Source organism: Candidatus Seongchinamella marina, assembly GCF_026262685.1.
Classification (GTDB): domain Bacteria; phylum Pseudomonadota; class Gammaproteobacteria; order Pseudomonadales; family Halieaceae; genus Halioglobus; species Halioglobus marinus.
Window position 1 is genome coordinate 306,512 of record NZ_SHNP01000004.1, and the last position, 16,195, is coordinate 322,706.

Here is a 16,195-nt window from a genome sequence, read left to right on the forward strand (position 1 = left end):
GATCTCCAGTCGCACGGACTGTTATACAGCGTAGTCCAGGTTCTCCTCGCCGAACATCATTCCGCCCATATTATTGGCGAACGGCACGGAGTTATTTGCCACGTGTGCCTGGCTGGCAAGCATATCCAAATGGAAATCCAGTAATTCACTGCCCTTGCGAATGCCACCGCTGCCGGAAGCCTTCAGCATGCGACTGGAAAGTTCAAGACAGCGGTCGGCAACCACAGCAGAGTCATAACGATAACGCACCCGGCTATCCACCGGAATCGCTTCTCCAGAGCGACAGCTCTCCATCATGGCGTCAAAATTACGGACCATAGTCAGTTTCATCTCTTCAATCGAAGCGCGGACTTCCGCAGCTAACTGACGAGCATAGGGGTCGTTACTCATTTTATTTGGACCAACCTGACGAGTTTTTGCGACCTCAATGAAAGCCTGCAATGCGCCCTCACAGGCTCCCAGCGTAGCCGTGCACACCGCACGCACGAAAACTTGCATGAATGGCATTCGGTAAAGAGGGGCGTCATTTACTGCATTGCCGGGATTATCGCAGAGGAAGCCGTCCATTGACTTGTGGGTGCGGTATTCGGGTACAAATACATCGTCTACAACGATGTCATGGGAGCCCGTGCCCTGCAGGCCGACAACGTCCCAATTGTCCGCTATCTCATAGTCCTCGATCGGCACCAAAAAAGTACGATAGTTGGCCATGTCGAACGGCGCTTCTGGTGTCGGCACCACCGCTCCCAGAAACGCCCACTTGCAGTGTTCAGATCCGCTGGAAAAACTCCATCGGCCGCTTAAGCGAAAACCGCCATCGACGACTTTAACCTTGCCAACGGGAGCATAAGACGAGGAGATCAACACGCTGGGGTCATCTGTCCAAACATCCTGCGCTGCCTGGTCATCGAACACAGCTAACTGCCAATTGTGAACAGCAATCACGCCCAGTATCCAGGCACTGGAGGGACAGAACTGGGCCACTTCGTAGCCCACCATATAGAAAACCTGGGGATCCATGGCGTATCCACCCCACTGCTCGGGCTGCAAAATCTTGAAAAAGCCGGCCTTTTCAAAATCAGCCACTGTGGCGTCCGAGACTCGCCGGTCTGTTTTACATTGCGAGCGTCTTTGAGTCAGTGCAGGTCCCATAGCGCGGGCCGCATCAATCAACTCCCGGGCGCGAGGGGATTCCAGTCCGTAATCATTCATGGCTTCACCTATTGTTTTGTTATGTGCTGTTTTATGACATAGGCCGCTTCGTGAGCGGAAGAGTCACTATTACACCCGCCCAGATCAGCAATTGCATCCTCCATTTGGGCTATTTTCTACTCTACTACGGCATCGCCGTAGGTCGTAGTTTCACCAAAAAAAGCCCGATGCGAGGGCGGTTGCCGACCATTGATATCAGTGACACCGTACTCTTCGCCCAATTCTGCCCCTATCCAAACCTTACCGCTGCGCTCCATTAACGTCGGATCTCGATAAAGAGCTTCAATCACTCGACCGGTAAACTGAGGGGTCTCACAGGTATCGACCAAATCTGCATACATCTCGGGCTCTGCCTCAAAAACCAGCCGAGTCCTTTCGGTTAGCAACAAGCCCATCCAGATAGAAACAACCGCCACATTGTGGGGTCTGAAGTCCACCGCCATATCGTGGGCCAATTTATCTACCGCGGCCTTTCCTGCACCGTAAGCGGGACCGTGCATGTAAATCCTTCCACCAAAGGAAGACGTATTAACGATCAGCCCCCTATCGCTGGCCAACAATAGAGGAGCAGCATAGTAACTGGCGGTATAGTGGGATCGCATACCCACATCCCAGAGTTGGGTTAGACCCAGTGGCTTTTCCCAGAAAGGACCTTTCACCGTAAGTGCATCGTGAAGATTGGTCGCATTATTGACCAAAATATCGATTTTTCCTTGCTGCGCCTCTACCCGCTTAAAAGCGGTCTTTACCTGATCGTCGTCACTGTGGTCACAATACAGGGGTATGCCTGTTCCACCTGCCTCGGTAATCGCTTGAGCCGTTGCCTGGACCGTGCCCGGAAGTGCTGCATCGCCCTCATTGCGAGTGCGACCGGTCACATAAACTGTTGCGCCAGCTGCCCCCAGTGCAATGGCGATACCTTTCCCTGCGCCGCGGCTCGCACCGGTAACAACGGCTACCTTATCGCTGATCTGCATGCACGCTCCAATTCTGATGGGCAAATTCAGCACCCATCCTAATGTGGGTGACGGCGGACGCCAAGCTGATTACCATGACCACTGGTTAAAAAGTTAAGCCTTAAATACAAATTTATGCCAACGATCACTCGATTACTGCTGTCCACCATGTTGCTGGTTGCTAGTGCCCAAGCTGAACAACGTCAGGCCTATAACAGCCAGTCTCCAGACTGGTTACAAGCGGTGGGGAAGCTGAATGTCCCCGGCGTTCAATACAAAAACGGTTACAGTCGACATCAACTGGAGAATTGCAGCGGCACTCTGGTGGCTCCTCGCAATAGCAGCCATGCAGATACCGTGGTCACCGCATGGCATTGTCTGGAGTATTACCGAGACCTCAGCAAACCGATTACGTTTACCCTCACCTCTGTGGCTGGGAAGACCCTGAGTAGAGAAGCTTACCGAGTGGCCGATGGTGGCGGTATGTATGCTGATTGGGCTGTGTTGAAACTCTATGATTCGGTGAGTACCCGCCAAGTCGCCGCGCTGGAAATTCACCCCCAGCGCGCAGATATGCAACGCCCGGTCACTATGGCGGGCTTCTCCGGGGACGCGGGAGTAGGCGCTGACGGCGCAGTACTCACCTACCATGCAAGCTGCAATATTACCTGGCAGGCATCTGCCCAAAGCGAAAGTGATTGCAGCGCTTACAAAGGCGCCTCTGGCGGCGCGGTGATTCAGCTATCAGCAGAAGGCCGCGCGCAGCTGAGTGGCGTAATATCGCAAGGCAATAATCAAACAGTCAGCATTTACGTGCCAGTTTCAGGGTTCAGGCGTCTTTTGAAACAACACTTGAACTAGCGCCCTGCTGGTGCTCCGGTGCAGTAGCTCCCACATGACTCTCACCGCGAGCGTTCGCGAGTTCAATTTGCTTTTGCCGTTCGCTAAAGCGGGCGATCTGGTCGGGAGTCAGTTTATCGTAGCAATGGGGGCAGCAGATCCCCTTTTGGTATTTATCTGACTGCTTTTCCTCTTCGGTAATGGGCATCCGGCAGCCATAGCACTGGTCGTACTGGCCTTTTTCAAGCTGATGATTAACCGCCACTCGGTTATCAAAGACAAAACATTCGCCCTCCCAGGTGCTGCGCTCTTGGGGCACCTCTTCCAAATACTTGAGGATACCGCCCTGCAGGTGATAGACCTCATCAAATCCTTCCTGCAGCATGTAAGCTGACGCTTTTTCGCAGCGAATACCGCCAGTACAGAACATGGCCACTTTTTTTTGTTTGTCAGGATCCAGCTGACTGCGCACATACTCAGGGAATTCACGAAAGCTGGTGGTGTGTGGGTCAACCGCACCCTTAAACGAGCCAATGCTGCATTCGTAGTCGTTTCGAGTGTCAATCAATAACACATCAGGATCGTTGACCAGCTGGTCCCAATCTTGTGCTTTGACATAGGTGCCCACAACCAGATTGGGATCGATTCCCTCAACTCCCATGGTGACAATCTCACGCTTGAGCTTCACCTTCATCCGATAAAACGGCATGCTTTCATCGAAGGATTCTTTATGGTCCAGTTGCGCCAGGCGCGGATCACCCTTTAAGTAGCCAAGCACCCGGTCTATCCCTTTACGGGTTCCCGCGATGGTGCCGTTAATTCCCTCACTGGCCAGCAACAAGGTCCCCTTCACTTCGGCGGCTAAACACTCGTCCAGCAGCGGCTCACGCATTTCTCGATAATTATCCAGGGCAACAAATCGATACAGGGCAGCAACAACGACTCCAGACATAACTCAGCTGTCCTTGCTTTTCGATCCACCCAAGCAATCCGGTGAATCCGGTGCCGCCTGTTGGCGCTGTGCCCACTCGTCTGGGGAATAAGTATGCAGTGCAAGCGCGTGAACAGGCCCTTCGAGCTGATCCGCGAGCACCTGATAAACCTGCTGATGACGGGCGACTTTGCGTTTACCGTCAAACTGAGCTGCAACAACAACCACTTTGAAATGGGTTTCAGAGTTCGGGGGAACACTGTGCATGTGACTCTCATTGCTGACTTCAAGTAAATCGGGCTGAAGTTCGGTGCTGAGGTTCAGTTCTATTTCAGTTTGTACGTTCATGGTGCGCCTCGAAAAGGGGGCTTTATTGTACGCTACTGCAACACTCAAATGTCAGCTGAGCTGCAATGAATGATTCTTCGATGTTGGCATTTGCGGCACTGGCAACGCGACAGCCCTGCCACTCGTTGAGGCCTCGATGTTATTAGAAGAGGCCACTGAAGCCTATTACTGCGTGTTTTTCGATCTCCAAACCGTGTTCAATCCCGCCTTAGCTGGCGGCGGAATTGCCCCGGTGTTTGTCCAGTCCATTTTTTGAATGATCGGTGAAAGGCGCTGGGGTCAGTAAAGCCCATCTGCATTGCAACTTCGTTAATCGAGAGATCGTGGCGGTTCAGACAAAGTTTAGCTGCCTCGCAACGGGAGTCGTCTTTAATCTGTTGAAACGTTGTTCCCTCTCTTTTCAGTCGACGCCTTAGGGTAGGCGCTGACATGCTCAGAGCACTGCTGATCATTTCAAAGCTGGGAAAGCCCTCGCTGAAATCATGGCCAATCATAGCCTTGACCTGGGCGGACAGGTTGTTCCCTGCAGGATCATTTTCCATGATTAGCATCTGGTAGGGTGCCGTGCGCAAAAACTCGCGCAGAGAGTGCTGGGTGTGAACCACAGACCAGGCCAGGCAAGTACTATCGAAATACAGCAGATCATTAGTCTGGTTAAAATAGAGCGGACAGCGAAAGAGGTTTTCGTATTTTTCAATATTAGCGGGGGGCGCGCCGGTGAAATCAACGCGCTTTAGTTCGATAGGGCGACCGCAAAGCCAGCCAAAAAAACGATGCCAAACAGAGAGTCCGTAAGCATCTGCGGGACCAACCTGTGGACGACATTCCCTGTCAATGGTGCGATAACCTACCCGGGCAAACTCCTGGCTGAAGTTTGCATATAACTGACTGCGTTCATCAAAAAAAGTGCGATAGAATTCAGAAGCTCTCTGTATCGCCTGCCCCAGGTTTTCGCAGGAAATGACGCAATAACACATCATTCGAAACGCACCAGGCGCAACCAGCTCACTGCCAGTAACGCCAAAGGTTTCATCCTGCAGCAAACTCAGCACATTTTGGTAAACGCGCGAGTACTGCATGGCACTCACCTCCGAGCGATAGCCCGGGGATTGTTCGTTCAGTGGGTCAAAATCCAGACCTGCCTCAGCAAGAATACCGGAGAAATCATAGCCTCTCTCACCCACCATCTTAAGCAGGGTCTTCATAAAACGTGTGGGAACGCGGTCGCTCATTAATTCAATACTTCAAATCTGTGTCGCGAATATTACCAGACTTGGCGCTGGAGCAAAGGTGCTCCCATGGGCGTATACTGTGACTGCGAAAGCTAGGGAGAAGAGCCATGGAATCGCTCTACAATATCTACTACTCGGGAGAGTTACTGGAGGGACAACAGCTTGATCAAGTAAGAGCCAAGCTAGCGGCCCTGTTCAAAGCAAATGACGCGACCCTGGATAAACTATTCAGCGGTAACCCACAGCTGATCAAGCGAGGGTGCGATAAGCCCACCGCGCTTAAATATAAGCAGGCAATGGAAAATGCCGGCGCTAAACCCCTGATCAAAGCGGTGGAGGTTGCCAGTGCTCATGAAGCCACCCCTACTCCCAAACCGGCAAAGCAGCAAACCGCGGCCGAACGCATCGCCGCCTTGGCGTCTGCGCCCGATATAGGTGCCTATGATGATTCTCAGGCGTCCACTGAGCCCTCCACTAACGCCGCAAATAGGGCTCCCGGAGGGGACTCAGGTCTGAATCTGAGCCCGCAAGGCACTGAAGTACTCAAACCGGATGAACGCAGTGAGCAAATAGTTGCGGATATCGATACCTCTGCGCTGGATCTTGACGCAGCGAGTCAGCGGCTATCTGAAGAAGCGCCCTCGCCTCCCCCAGCCCCCGATACCAGCCACCTTGCCATGAGTGAGGCGGGTGAGAGCATTCCTAACTTGGTTACCAATCAGGCGACGACCGTACCTGATACCGAGACTCTTGACCTGTCGCCGCAAGGGACAGACTTTTCCGACTGCCATGCACCCGAACCTGAGATTCCAAACCTGGATTTATCAGCTATCAGCCTGGCTCCCGAGGGCAGTGAAGTACTTGAGGAAAAGGACCGCAATCGGCCAAAACCGCCCCCTCCTGCCACAGATCATATTAGTCTGCAGAGCTCAAACGGGCAGGAGTAGTCGAACAAACTACGGCAGGTTGATGAGTACCCTCAGACCGGGCTGATTGTCTTCCAGGTCTACTGTCCCACCATGATAGTGGGCAATTGCCTGGGCCATGCTGAGACCTAGCCCATGTCCAGGCTGGGAAGATCGACTGGGCTCTACCCTATAGAAACGCCTGAATACATCTTCCCAGTGTTCCGCCGATATACCCGGCCCCGTGTCTGAGATCACAACTCTGTATCCAGAATCTTCGTTAGATGAATTGTGAGCCAGCTCAACTCTCACCGAGCCTTGCTGTTGCGTGTATTTAATCGCGTTGTCCAGAACATTGGCAAACATCTGGAACAATAGATCCGCTTCTCCCTGGCAACTCGCATTAGGTACAGTTACCCAATCCAGTTCAATCTCACTTTCCTGGGCCACTGGCTCGTAAAGTTCTACGACATCGCTTAACAGCTGGCGCAGGTCCACTTCGCCGCCACCGGCGTGGCGATTACCTGACTCCATCGTAGAGATGCGCAATACCGCATTGAAAGATGCCAGCAAACTATCGCAGTCATTGAGCAAGCGTTCTACGTCTTCACTTTTCTCTACCGGCAAGCTGTGGTGCAACTCACTCAATTGGTTACGCAAGCGGCTCAGAGGGGTGCGCAGATCGTGAGCAATATTGTCGGACACGCTTCGCACCCCGTGCATCAGGGATTCAGTCTGGTCCAGCAAGTGATTGAGAATAATCGCAAGTTCGCCCACCTGGCCTCTTTCAGCACTGGCGTCGAGTCGCTGGGAGGGATCACCCCTGATGATTCGCGACATCTCCCTGCCCAGCATTTCCACTCGCCGTAAACTTCGGGCCGCAGCAAAATACCCGCCGATCAAACCCAATAAAATAGTAATGAGCATGGTGCGGGCCAGAGTGGCAAAAACCAGGCGCGCCTGATGAACTGCCTGCTCATAACTGCGCGCTACAATCACGCTGTATTCATCACCCAGGGTTACTTCGCGGGCAAGAAAATCGACTTCAATTGACTCTCCCCATTCCAGCAGTGCCAGCTCGAAACCTACCCAGCCATCGTCGAATTCCCGGTAGCCTGCAGACTCGGGGAGATCCCCCGCCATCTTATCTCCCGCTCTGTCACTCACGAGATAATGAAAGCGATCCAGTATCTGGGTGTCGCGTTGATCCTGCAGATAACGGCGAACCCCCTCAAGTGACTGGCCCTCGTAAACAATCTGCAGGGTCTCCTGCTCTTCGATGATGCTCTGCGAAAAGTCGCGAAAATAGTTGTAACTGAAGAAAGCGTAAAGCCCAACCACTACCAGAAAAACGGTGGCACTCAGTACCAGCAGGTACTTGGCGATGTAACGGAAGGTCAAGCTACCAATGACCTTTTGCATTATTGAGCCTCAGGGCCGAGTCGGTAACCCGCGCCTCTCACTGTCAGCAACAGTGAAGTATCAAAATCCTTATCAATCTTCTGGCGCAGACGCGATACATGCACATCAATCACATTGGTCTGCGGGTCAAAATTGTAGCCCCATACATGCTCTAACAGCATCGTGCGTGTCACTACCTGGCCGGCATGGCGCATCAGGTATTCCAGCAGTTTATACTCGCGTGGTTGCAATAAAACAGCCAGCCCTCTGCGGCTAACATCCTGCTTCAGTAGATCCATCACCAGGTCTTGCACCTGAAGCCGGGTAGTGCCGTCCTGGTTGTTGACACCGCGCCGCGAAAGCGCCTGCAGCCGGGCCAACAACTCATCCATAGCGAATGGTTTCACCAGGTAATCGTCGGCGCCGCTGCGCAAGCCCTTCACTCTATCGTCAACCTCGCCCAGTGCACTAAGCACCAGCGCAGGGGTTTCATTGCCGATTTCTCGCAGATCCTGAATCAGCTGCAGACCATCTCTGCCCGGCAGCATGCGATCGACAATCCACACATCAAAGGCTTGATCCCGGGCTGTGTCATAAGCCAGATCACCTTCAGTGCAGTGCACAGACCGGTGCCCGACACGCTCCAACTCCGAGCAAATAAATTTTGCCACGGACTGATCGTCTTCTACCAATAATACGTTCATGTTGTCATCCACTTATACCGGCAATGTAGCACGGGGGTGAGTGCCGACCAACGTGGCGATGACACTAAGGAGGCATCATTACCAATCCTTAATCTGGCGCAATTAATGATAGACTTATCACCTATGGATGATACTCAGGAAAAGCGGCCCTCCCCTTCGCTACTGCGCCACCTTATAGCCATGGTTTATGACGCGTTACTGGTGATAGCACTGGTATTCGTAGTGAATGGCCTGGCACTAGGTCTGTCTGTACGATTGACTAATGGTGCACAGGAGGTCTTGAACCCGCATATCGGCCAGGCTCTCATCGTAATTTGCCTGGTCGGTTTCTACAGCGCGTTCTGGTTGAAAAGTGGCCAAACGCTGGGAATGCAGGCCTGGCGAATTAAGCTGGTGAGTATTGGCGGCGAAAATCCGACATTTACCCAGGCACTATTGCGCTGCGCTGGTGCCGTGGTGTCCGTCGGGTGCCTGGGTCTTGGCTACTGGTGGAAACTCATTGATCGCAACGGCCGCTACTGGCATGACTACTTATCAGGTACTGAATTGGTACTGTTGCCCAAAAGTAGCCGTAACTCTGACCGCTAACGCGCTCTGAGTAACAGCAGCATACCTGCCGCCCCACAGAGTAAAATTGGTATCAAAGCCGCGTAAATCGGTGCAAAGCCAAACACCAGACTAGCCGGGCCAAGCAAGTCCTGACTGGTGCGAAACACAATCCCCACAATCACGCCGGCAAAGATTCGAAAACCCATAGTGCCCTCGCGCAAGGGTCCAAAGATAAACGATATCGCCACCAATACCAGCGCACCAATCGCCGCCGGTTGCAATATCTTGCCCCACAACGCGAGTTGGTAGTCATCGGAATCCAGCCCCTGGGATTGCAAGTAGCGACTGAAGCGATAGAGATCAGAAATGGGCAAATACTCGGGCTCTACTGCCATTACAGTCAGGAGTTCAGGTGTAATCCCTGTATCCCAGCGCATTACCTTATGGGTTTCCCGGGTGGTCTGCCAGCTGCTGAAGTTGGTCAGCACTGCATCCTCCATGGTCCAGTAGCCGCCCTCAAAACTGGCCCGGCGAGCCCGCAGGGAATACTCCATTAGCAAGTCTTCATCAAACTCCAGCATGGTAATACCGTGAACTACACCGCCGGCTTCCACCGCGTTAAAGTGAAGAAAGGTATTACCCTCCCTGTTCCAGATGCCGTAACGCCCTCCAAAACTCTCACCCGGATTTTGGGCGAGCGCACGCTGCGTTTCGGCCATCTGCTCAGTCTCTGGGGCGACAAATTCGCCCAGGGAAAAACCCATTATCGCTATCAGCAGCGCCGGCTTCATGGCCACCCAAACCAAACGACCTGTAGAGACGCCGGCAGCTCGCATAACCACCAACTCGCTGGACGTAGCCAGTTGACCCAAACCCAACATGCAGCCAATAAGAGCGGCAAAAGGAATAAATTCATAGAGGCGACCAGGCAATGTCAGCAAAATATAAAGTCCGACCTGACCAAAGGTATAGGTCTTGGAAATGTCGTCCGCCTCGTCAATAAAAGCAGCAATCGCGTCCAGGCCGACGATGATTGCCAATACCAATAAAATCGCAACGAATACTGTCCACCCGACGTGTCGATCAAGCTTTCGCATTGAGATACCTCCGGTGCTTGAGCCCGCCCAACACCGCCGGCCCGTAAAGCATCGCCAGTGCCACCGCTAGAAACAGTGCGTGCACCGCCCAAATATTGACTGTCCCGCCTTCTCCCGATGCAATGCCAGATCTCGCATTGGCCAGCAGAGTCAGGTAACCCAAATAAAGAATAAACGCCGGTGCCATCTTGATATAGCGGCCACGCCGGTGATTTGTCTGGCTCATACACATGGCAATAATGGCGACAATCGGCACCATCACAGGAATAGAGAGACGCCAGTGCAAAGCGGCTTTATCTTCGAGCAGCACTGAGCTCAAAAGGTGGGCAGTCGTGCGGCCATCGACTGGGTCAGCCGTACGGACCCCCCCCTCTGGCTCAGGGATAAGCTCCCCGAACTGTTCAAAACTAACGACCTGGTAGTCCAGATCACCCGGATAGCCCACGTAGCGCACGCCGTTGCGCAGTTCCAGGTAGCGAGCGCCTGTTGCGGAGTCAAATTTCACTTCACCTTCACTGGCAATGGTCAGCAGCATAGTCAGCTCTCCATCATCTTCCCTCTCTGCCTGGGAGAGGAAAACGGAATGCATAACTCCACTCGCATCGACAGCCTGTGCGTAGCTCACCATGTCATTACTTCGTCGGGTCTGGAAACGACCAGCTGCCAATGCGTTGATGCCCTGTGAGGACTCCGGAGCGTGGAGCAAAGCTTCAGAGCGCGCGGCACCCAGTGGAGAGATGAACAAGCTGAGGCCGCCGACAATCACCATGACCAGCAGAGCGGGCACCAGGGTGTAGCCAGCCAAACGCTGCGGACTGATACCTGTGGCAGTGAAAATCACCATCTCACTTTCTACGTAAAGACGGCCGTAGGACATTAGAATCCCAATAAAGAGGCCAAGTGGAATAATCAGCTCCATAAATCCCGGCAGGCGATACAACAGCACCGGGACGAGAATACCGGCGGCCAAATCACCCACGGCAGCTTCAGCCAGGTATTTAACAAATCGACCACTGATAATAATCACCAATAAGACAAAGCTCACGGCGACCATGTGCATCAGCACATCCAGTGCGAGATAGCGGAGAATTTTCATAGCCTACTCAGTTCGAAATCTGCATATTCTGGTTGGGTTTACTGGCGCAACATCATACACTAGCGCTTGCCAAAACAGCGAGATTATTAGCCATGACTGCGATCAAGTTTTCTGCCCGAAAAGTCAACGACCCCACCACCGCCACCACCGAATGTGCTGTTGTGTACATTTTCAGTGACAGTAAATTATCCGGCACTGCCTCAGCCCTGAACAAAGCGTCAGGAGGGGCGATAAAAGCAGTTCTTGATTTGGGTGACTTTACCGGCAAAAGCGGCCAGTGCTCAACACTGCCGGGCACCGGGAAAATTAAAAGACTACTACTCGTAGGATGCGGAGAGAAAAAGCAGTTCGATCGCTCCGCTGCCAGAGATTTCGCCCAAGCGGTTTACAGTGGGATAAACGGTACCAGCGCCAAAAGTGCGCTGTTACTGCTGGACGACATGAAGGTCAAGGGCGCGGACGACCAGTGGCTGCTGGAAATGCTCTCTCGCACGCTGGAAAGCAAAAGCTACCGCTACACCGAGACCGTTTCCAAGCCAAAACCTGCGTTAAGCCTTCAGCGTGTAGTGATTAGCTGCGCTGCGCCAAAAGCCGCTGCACAGCGCGCGCTGGATCAGGGCAGCGCTACTGGTAATGGCATTAATATCGCCCGCAACATGGCTAACTTGCCGGGCAATATTTGCACCCCCAGTTACCTGGCACAGCAGGCTCGTAAAATGGGCCGCAGCAGTAATGCACTGAGTGTACAAATCCTCGAAGAAAAGAAAATGCGCGAGTTGGGCATGGGTTCATTGCTATCGGTCACTGCTGGCACCGATCAACCCGCCAAACTAATCGTTATGAATTACCAGGGCGGCAAAAAGAACGACAGCCCCCATGTTTTGGTCGGCAAAGGGATTACCTTCGACAGTGGAGGCATTTCCCTCAAGCCCGGCGCTAAAATGGATGAGATGAAGTACGACATGGGTGGCGCCGCAGGTGTATTTGGTACCATGGACGCAATTACCACTATGAAGCTTCCGCTCAACGTCATTGCTGTTATTGCAGCGGCCGAAAACATGCCCAGCGGCGGGGCCACGAAGCCCGGTGATGTCGTCACCAGCATGGCAGGCAAGACCATTGAAGTCCTCAATACAGATGCAGAGGGCCGACTGGTCCTTTGCGACGCGCTTACCTACGTCGAGCGTTTTAAGCCTGCCTCGGTGATCGATATTGCAACCCTCACCGGCGCCTGTGTCGTCGCCTTGGGCTCACATGCCACAGGGCTCTACGCCAACAAAGAACAACTGGCGCAGCAATTACTTGCCGCGGGTACAGAAAGTCACGACCGCGCCTGGCACATGCCCTTGTGGCACGAGTACACCAAACAACTCAGGAGCAACTTTGCCGACCTGGGCAATATCGGCGGCGGCGGCGGTGGCAGCGTCACAGCAGCCTGCTTCCTGGCAGAGTTCGCCAAAAGTTATGATTGGGCCCACCTGGATATCGCTGGTACCGCCTGGGACAGCGCGCCCAAAGGCGCCACAGGGCGTCCGGTAGGATTGCTGACTCGTTACCTGATGGATCGCGCTGGGAAGTGACTCGCGTAGGCTTTTACGTGGTACAAGCTGCTGCCGCTGGCCAACGCCTGGAGGTAGCAGCCAGACTCGCGGATAAAGCCTATGCTCAGGGTCACAACATTTATATCAACGCCACTGACAAACCCCAGGCCCAGGCACTGAACGAATTACTGTGGAGCTTTAGGCCAGCCAGTTTCATGCCACACGCCCTCGCTGGCGAAGAGCAATCAGAGCAAATAGCCATTGGCTGGGGGCAGGATCCGGGTAAACACTCAGACCTGCTGATCAACTTGCAACTGGAAATACCTTCTTTCTTTTCCCGCTTTGCCAGGGTCGCCGAAGTCGTCACCCAGGACGAAGACAGTCTCGCCGCGCTCCGCAAGTCCTGGCTCTTTTATAAAGAACGGGGCTACCACCTGGAAAAGCACGACCTCTAGGCCAATTGTTCACTCCTACACAGCCTTTAACGCATGGCGTATAATCGCGCTCCTTGCATGACTACCCCTGGACCTCCCGACTGATGGAAAAGACATTCCAACCCGCCGACATCGAAACCCGCTGGTACCAAGAATGGGAATCCAAGGGCTATTTTGCTCCTCAAGGAGGAGAGGAAGCGTACAGCATCATGATCCCACCGCCGAATGTGACCGGCAGCCTGCACATGGGCCACGGGTTCCAGGAAGCAATCATGGACGCCCTGATTCGCTATCACCGCATGGCTGGTTACAACACGCTATGGCAAGTGGGTACCGATCACGCTGGCATTGCGACTCAGATGGTGGTTGAGCGTCAACTGGAAGCCAAAGGCATTAGTCGCCACGACCTGGGACGTGAGGAGTTCATCAAAAAAGTCTGGGAATGGAAAGAAGAATCCGGCGGCACCATCACCCGCCAACTGCGTCGCCTCGGATCCTCTCTGGACTGGTCCAGAGAACGCTTCACCATGGACGAAGGTCTTTCCAATGCAGTGCAGGAAGTGTTTATTCGCCTTTATAAAGAAGGCCTGATCTACCGCGGCAAACGCCTGGTGAACTGGGACCCGGTACTGCATACCGCCATCTCTGACCTTGAAGTTATCTCTGAGGAAGAGCAGGGGCACCTGTGGCACTTTGACTATCCTTTAGTGGGGGGCGAAGGCCATCTCACCGTGGCGACAACCCGCCCTGAAACTATGTTGGGAGATTCTGCGGTAGCAGTTCACCCCGAAGACGAGCGCTATACCCACTTGATTGGTCGCATGGTAGAACTGCCGCTTACCGGCCGCGAGATTCCCATCATCGCCGACGACTACGTCGATAAGGAGTTTGGTACTGGCTGCGTAAAAATTACCCCAGCTCACGATTTCAATGATTATGAAATGGGCAAGCGTCACGGTCTGCCTCTGCTGAATATTCTTGATGACAACGCTGCGATCGGCTCAGATGCACCAGAGGCATACTTTGGTATGGACCGCTTCGAGGCTCGCAAGAAAATCGTTGCCGATCTGGATGCGCTGGGACTGCTGAATAAAATTGACGACCATACACTTAAGGTTCCACGCGGCGATCGCTCTGGGGTAGTCATCGAGCCATACCTCACGGACCAATGGTATGTTGATGCTCGCGAACTGGCCAAGCCAGCCATTGCCGCGGTAGAAAATGGTGACATTCAGTTCGTCCCTAAACAGTGGGAGAACACTTACTTCGCCTGGATGCGTGACATTCAGGACTGGTGCATCAGTCGCCAGCTATGGTGGGGACATCGAATCCCAGCCTGGTACGATGACGACGGCCATATCTACGTAGGCGAGTCAGAAAAGGCCGTACGTGCTGAACACAAATTGGCGGACTCAATAAGCTTAAGCCAGGACAACGACGTGTTGGACACGTGGTTTTCCTCTGCGCTTTGGACTTTTTCTACCCTCGGCTGGCCGGAAGAAACCGAAGACCTGAAAATCTTTCATCCCAGTTCAGTGTTGGTCACGGGCTTTGATATTATTTTCTTCTGGGTTGCCAGAATGATTATGATGACGCTGCATTTTCGCAAAGAGGTACCCTTTGATACGGTTTATGTGCATGGACTGGTGCGCGATGCCGAGGGACAGAAAATGTCCAAGTCGAAGGGCAACGTGCTGGACCCGATTGACCTGATTGACGGAATCGAACTCGAACCACTGGTCAGCAAGCGCACGGCAGGAATGATGCAGCCAAAACTGGCTGCGAAAATTGAAAAGGCAACCCGCAAGCAATTTCCAGATGGTATCGCGGCCTACGGCACCGACGCACTTCGCTTTACTTATTTTTCTCTGGCTTCAACCGGGCGCGATGTGCAGTTCGATATCGGCCGCATCGAAGGCTACAAGAATTTTTGCAACAAAATCTGGAATGCAGCTCGCTATGTGATGATGAATTGCGATGGCGAAGACTGCGGTCAGGACGAATCACTGCCGTTTGACCGCAGCCTGGCCGATCGCTGGATTATCAGCAGACTGCAGGAAATAGAAAGCGATGTTGCACGTTGCGTTGCGTCCTACCGCTTCGACCTGGCATCCCAGGCGCTGTACGAATTCATATGGAACGAGTACTGCGACTGGTACCTCGAACTGTCCAAACCCGTGCTCTGGGATGACAACGCCAGTCCGGAGGCAAAACGAGGTACCCGGCGCACCCTGATCCGCGTTCTGGAAACCTGGCTTCGGCTGCTGCACCCCCTGATGCCCTTCATTACCGAGGAAATCTGGCAAACTGTGGCGCCATTGGCCGGAAAGTCGGGCCCAACCATTATGCTACAACCCTATCCGGTGGCAGATGACAGCGCTGTGGACAGCGCCGCAAACGCGGATATAGAATGGCTGAAGGGCGTTATCGTGGGTGTCCGTAACATTCGCGGGGAAATGAATATTCCTCCCGGTAAGGAACTCACAGTCCTGATGAAGAACGGCGACGAAGAGGATCAAAGACGACTGACGCAGAACGCCCCCTTCCTCAGAAAGCTTGCGAAACTGGACGAAGTCACCTGGTTGGACACAACAGAAGAAGCACCAGTAGCTGCTACTGCCCTTGTTGGTGAACTGGAAATTCTCGTCCCCATGGCGGGCTTGATTGATACGGAAGCAGAACTGGCCCGGTTGGCCAAAGAGACCGAAAAATTGGAGAAAGACCTGAAACGTCTTCAGGGTAAGCTGGGCAATAGCTCCTTCATCGACAAAGCACCCGCCGAGGTGGTAGAAAAAGAACGAGATAAAATGCAGGCACAAGAACAGGCACTGCAGAAGTTAAAAGAGCAGGAGCAACGTATCCGCAATATCTAGTAGCTCCGGAATCTCTCCTGCGCCAAAGGTTTCACGTCTGCGTCACTCCCGGTGAGTGGCGTAGCATAATAAAAGC

The 16,195-nt window shown here is 53.4% G+C and carries 15 protein-coding genes; 6 read left to right on the top strand and 9 right to left on the bottom strand.

Going from position 1 to position 16,195, the window contains the following annotated elements; translation table 11 throughout:
• Window positions 1-21: 21 nt before the first annotated feature.
• Entirely contained in the window at window positions 22-1,212 is a 1,191-nt protein-coding gene (locus EYC87_RS12750) for an acyl-CoA dehydrogenase family protein (RefSeq protein WP_279253220.1), read from the bottom strand.
• A gap of 116 nt (window positions 1,213-1,328) precedes the next feature.
• On the bottom strand, window positions 1,329-2,189 hold the full coding sequence (locus EYC87_RS12755) for an SDR family NAD(P)-dependent oxidoreductase (protein ID WP_279253221.1): 861 nt from the start codon (window positions 2,187-2,189) through the stop codon (window positions 1,329-1,331).
• A 114-nt stretch (window positions 2,190-2,303) separates the two neighbouring features.
• Here EYC87_RS12755 and EYC87_RS12760 point away from each other — a divergent pair, with 114 nt between their 5' ends.
• On the top strand, window positions 2,304-3,029 hold the full coding sequence (locus tag EYC87_RS12760) for a trypsin-like serine peptidase (RefSeq protein ID WP_279253222.1): 726 nt from the start codon (window positions 2,304-2,306) through the stop codon (window positions 3,027-3,029).
• Here the strand turns inward: EYC87_RS12760 and trhO are convergent.
• The 3 genes from trhO to EYC87_RS12775 all read right to left on the bottom strand — a co-directional run bounded on the left by trhO (window position 2,998) and on the right by EYC87_RS12775 (window position 5,519).
• Window positions 2,998-3,960 (bottom strand): oxygen-dependent tRNA uridine(34) hydroxylase TrhO, encoded by a 963-nt coding sequence (trhO, locus tag EYC87_RS12765; RefSeq protein ID WP_279253223.1) that lies wholly within the window; start codon window positions 3,958-3,960, stop codon window positions 2,998-3,000. The genes EYC87_RS12760 and trhO overlap by 32 nt on opposite strands.
• A gap of 3 nt (window positions 3,961-3,963) precedes the next feature.
• The gene (locus tag EYC87_RS12770; protein WP_279253224.1) at window positions 3,964-4,287 is read right to left on the bottom strand and encodes a BolA family protein; all 324 of its coding nucleotides are present in this window, start codon (window positions 4,285-4,287) and stop codon (window positions 3,964-3,966) included.
• A gap of 197 nt (window positions 4,288-4,484) precedes the next feature.
• Window positions 4,485-5,519 carry an AraC family transcriptional regulator gene (locus EYC87_RS12775; protein WP_279253225.1) on the bottom strand — a complete coding sequence of 345 codons (1,035 nt, stop codon included), beginning with the start codon at window positions 5,517-5,519 and terminating at the stop codon, window positions 4,485-4,487.
• A 107-nt stretch (window positions 5,520-5,626) separates the two neighbouring features.
• Between EYC87_RS12775 and EYC87_RS12780 the strand changes: the two genes are divergently transcribed.
• Complete coding sequence (locus EYC87_RS12780) at window positions 5,627-6,466, top strand: hypothetical protein (RefSeq protein ID WP_279253226.1); 840 nt, start codon at window positions 5,627-5,629, stop codon at window positions 6,464-6,466.
• Window positions 6,467-6,475: 9 nt separating this feature from the next.
• On the opposite strand, the gene EYC87_RS12785 is transcribed toward EYC87_RS12780, so the two are convergent.
• Window positions 6,476-7,846, bottom strand: a complete 1,371-nt coding sequence (locus EYC87_RS12785) for a sensor histidine kinase (RefSeq protein ID WP_279253227.1) — start codon at window positions 7,844-7,846, stop codon at window positions 6,476-6,478.
• Entirely contained in the window at window positions 7,846-8,529 is a 684-nt protein-coding gene (locus EYC87_RS12790; protein WP_279253228.1) for a response regulator transcription factor, read from the bottom strand. The genes EYC87_RS12785 and EYC87_RS12790 overlap by 1 nt, the downstream gene beginning before the upstream one ends.
• Before the next feature lie 105 nt (window positions 8,530-8,634).
• Here EYC87_RS12790 and EYC87_RS12795 point away from each other — a divergent pair, with 105 nt between their 5' ends.
• Window positions 8,635-9,117, top strand: a complete 483-nt coding sequence (locus tag EYC87_RS12795; protein ID WP_279253229.1) for an RDD family protein — start codon at window positions 8,635-8,637, stop codon at window positions 9,115-9,117.
• Here EYC87_RS12795 and lptG read toward each other — a convergent pair.
• The gene (gene lptG / locus EYC87_RS12800) at window positions 9,114-10,175 is read right to left on the bottom strand and encodes an LPS export ABC transporter permease LptG (RefSeq protein WP_279253230.1); all 1,062 of its coding nucleotides are present in this window, start codon (window positions 10,173-10,175) and stop codon (window positions 9,114-9,116) included. The two genes, EYC87_RS12795 and lptG, sit on opposite strands and share 4 nt — an antisense overlap.
• A complete protein-coding gene (lptF, locus tag EYC87_RS12805) occupies window positions 10,162-11,271 on the bottom strand; it encodes an LPS export ABC transporter permease LptF (protein WP_279253231.1) in 1,110 nt (369 codons plus the stop codon). Before lptF ends, lptG begins: the two co-directional genes overlap by 14 nt.
• 92 nt (window positions 11,272-11,363) lie before the next feature.
• Between lptF and EYC87_RS12810 the strand changes: the two genes are divergently transcribed.
• From EYC87_RS12810 to EYC87_RS12820, 3 genes are all read left to right on the top strand, one after another.
• Window positions 11,364-12,851: a leucyl aminopeptidase gene (locus tag EYC87_RS12810; protein WP_279253232.1), complete on the top strand. Its 1,488-nt coding sequence runs from the start codon at window positions 11,364-11,366 to the stop codon at window positions 12,849-12,851.
• Window positions 12,848-13,267, top strand: a complete 420-nt coding sequence (locus EYC87_RS12815) for a DNA polymerase III subunit chi (RefSeq protein ID WP_007228617.1) — start codon at window positions 12,848-12,850, stop codon at window positions 13,265-13,267. The genes EYC87_RS12810 and EYC87_RS12815 overlap by 4 nt, the downstream gene beginning before the upstream one ends.
• Window positions 13,268-13,350: 83 nt before the next feature.
• Window positions 13,351-16,119: a valine--tRNA ligase gene (locus tag EYC87_RS12820; RefSeq protein WP_279253233.1), complete on the top strand. Its 2,769-nt coding sequence runs from the start codon at window positions 13,351-13,353 to the stop codon at window positions 16,117-16,119.
• Window positions 16,120-16,195: the final 76 nt, after the last annotated feature.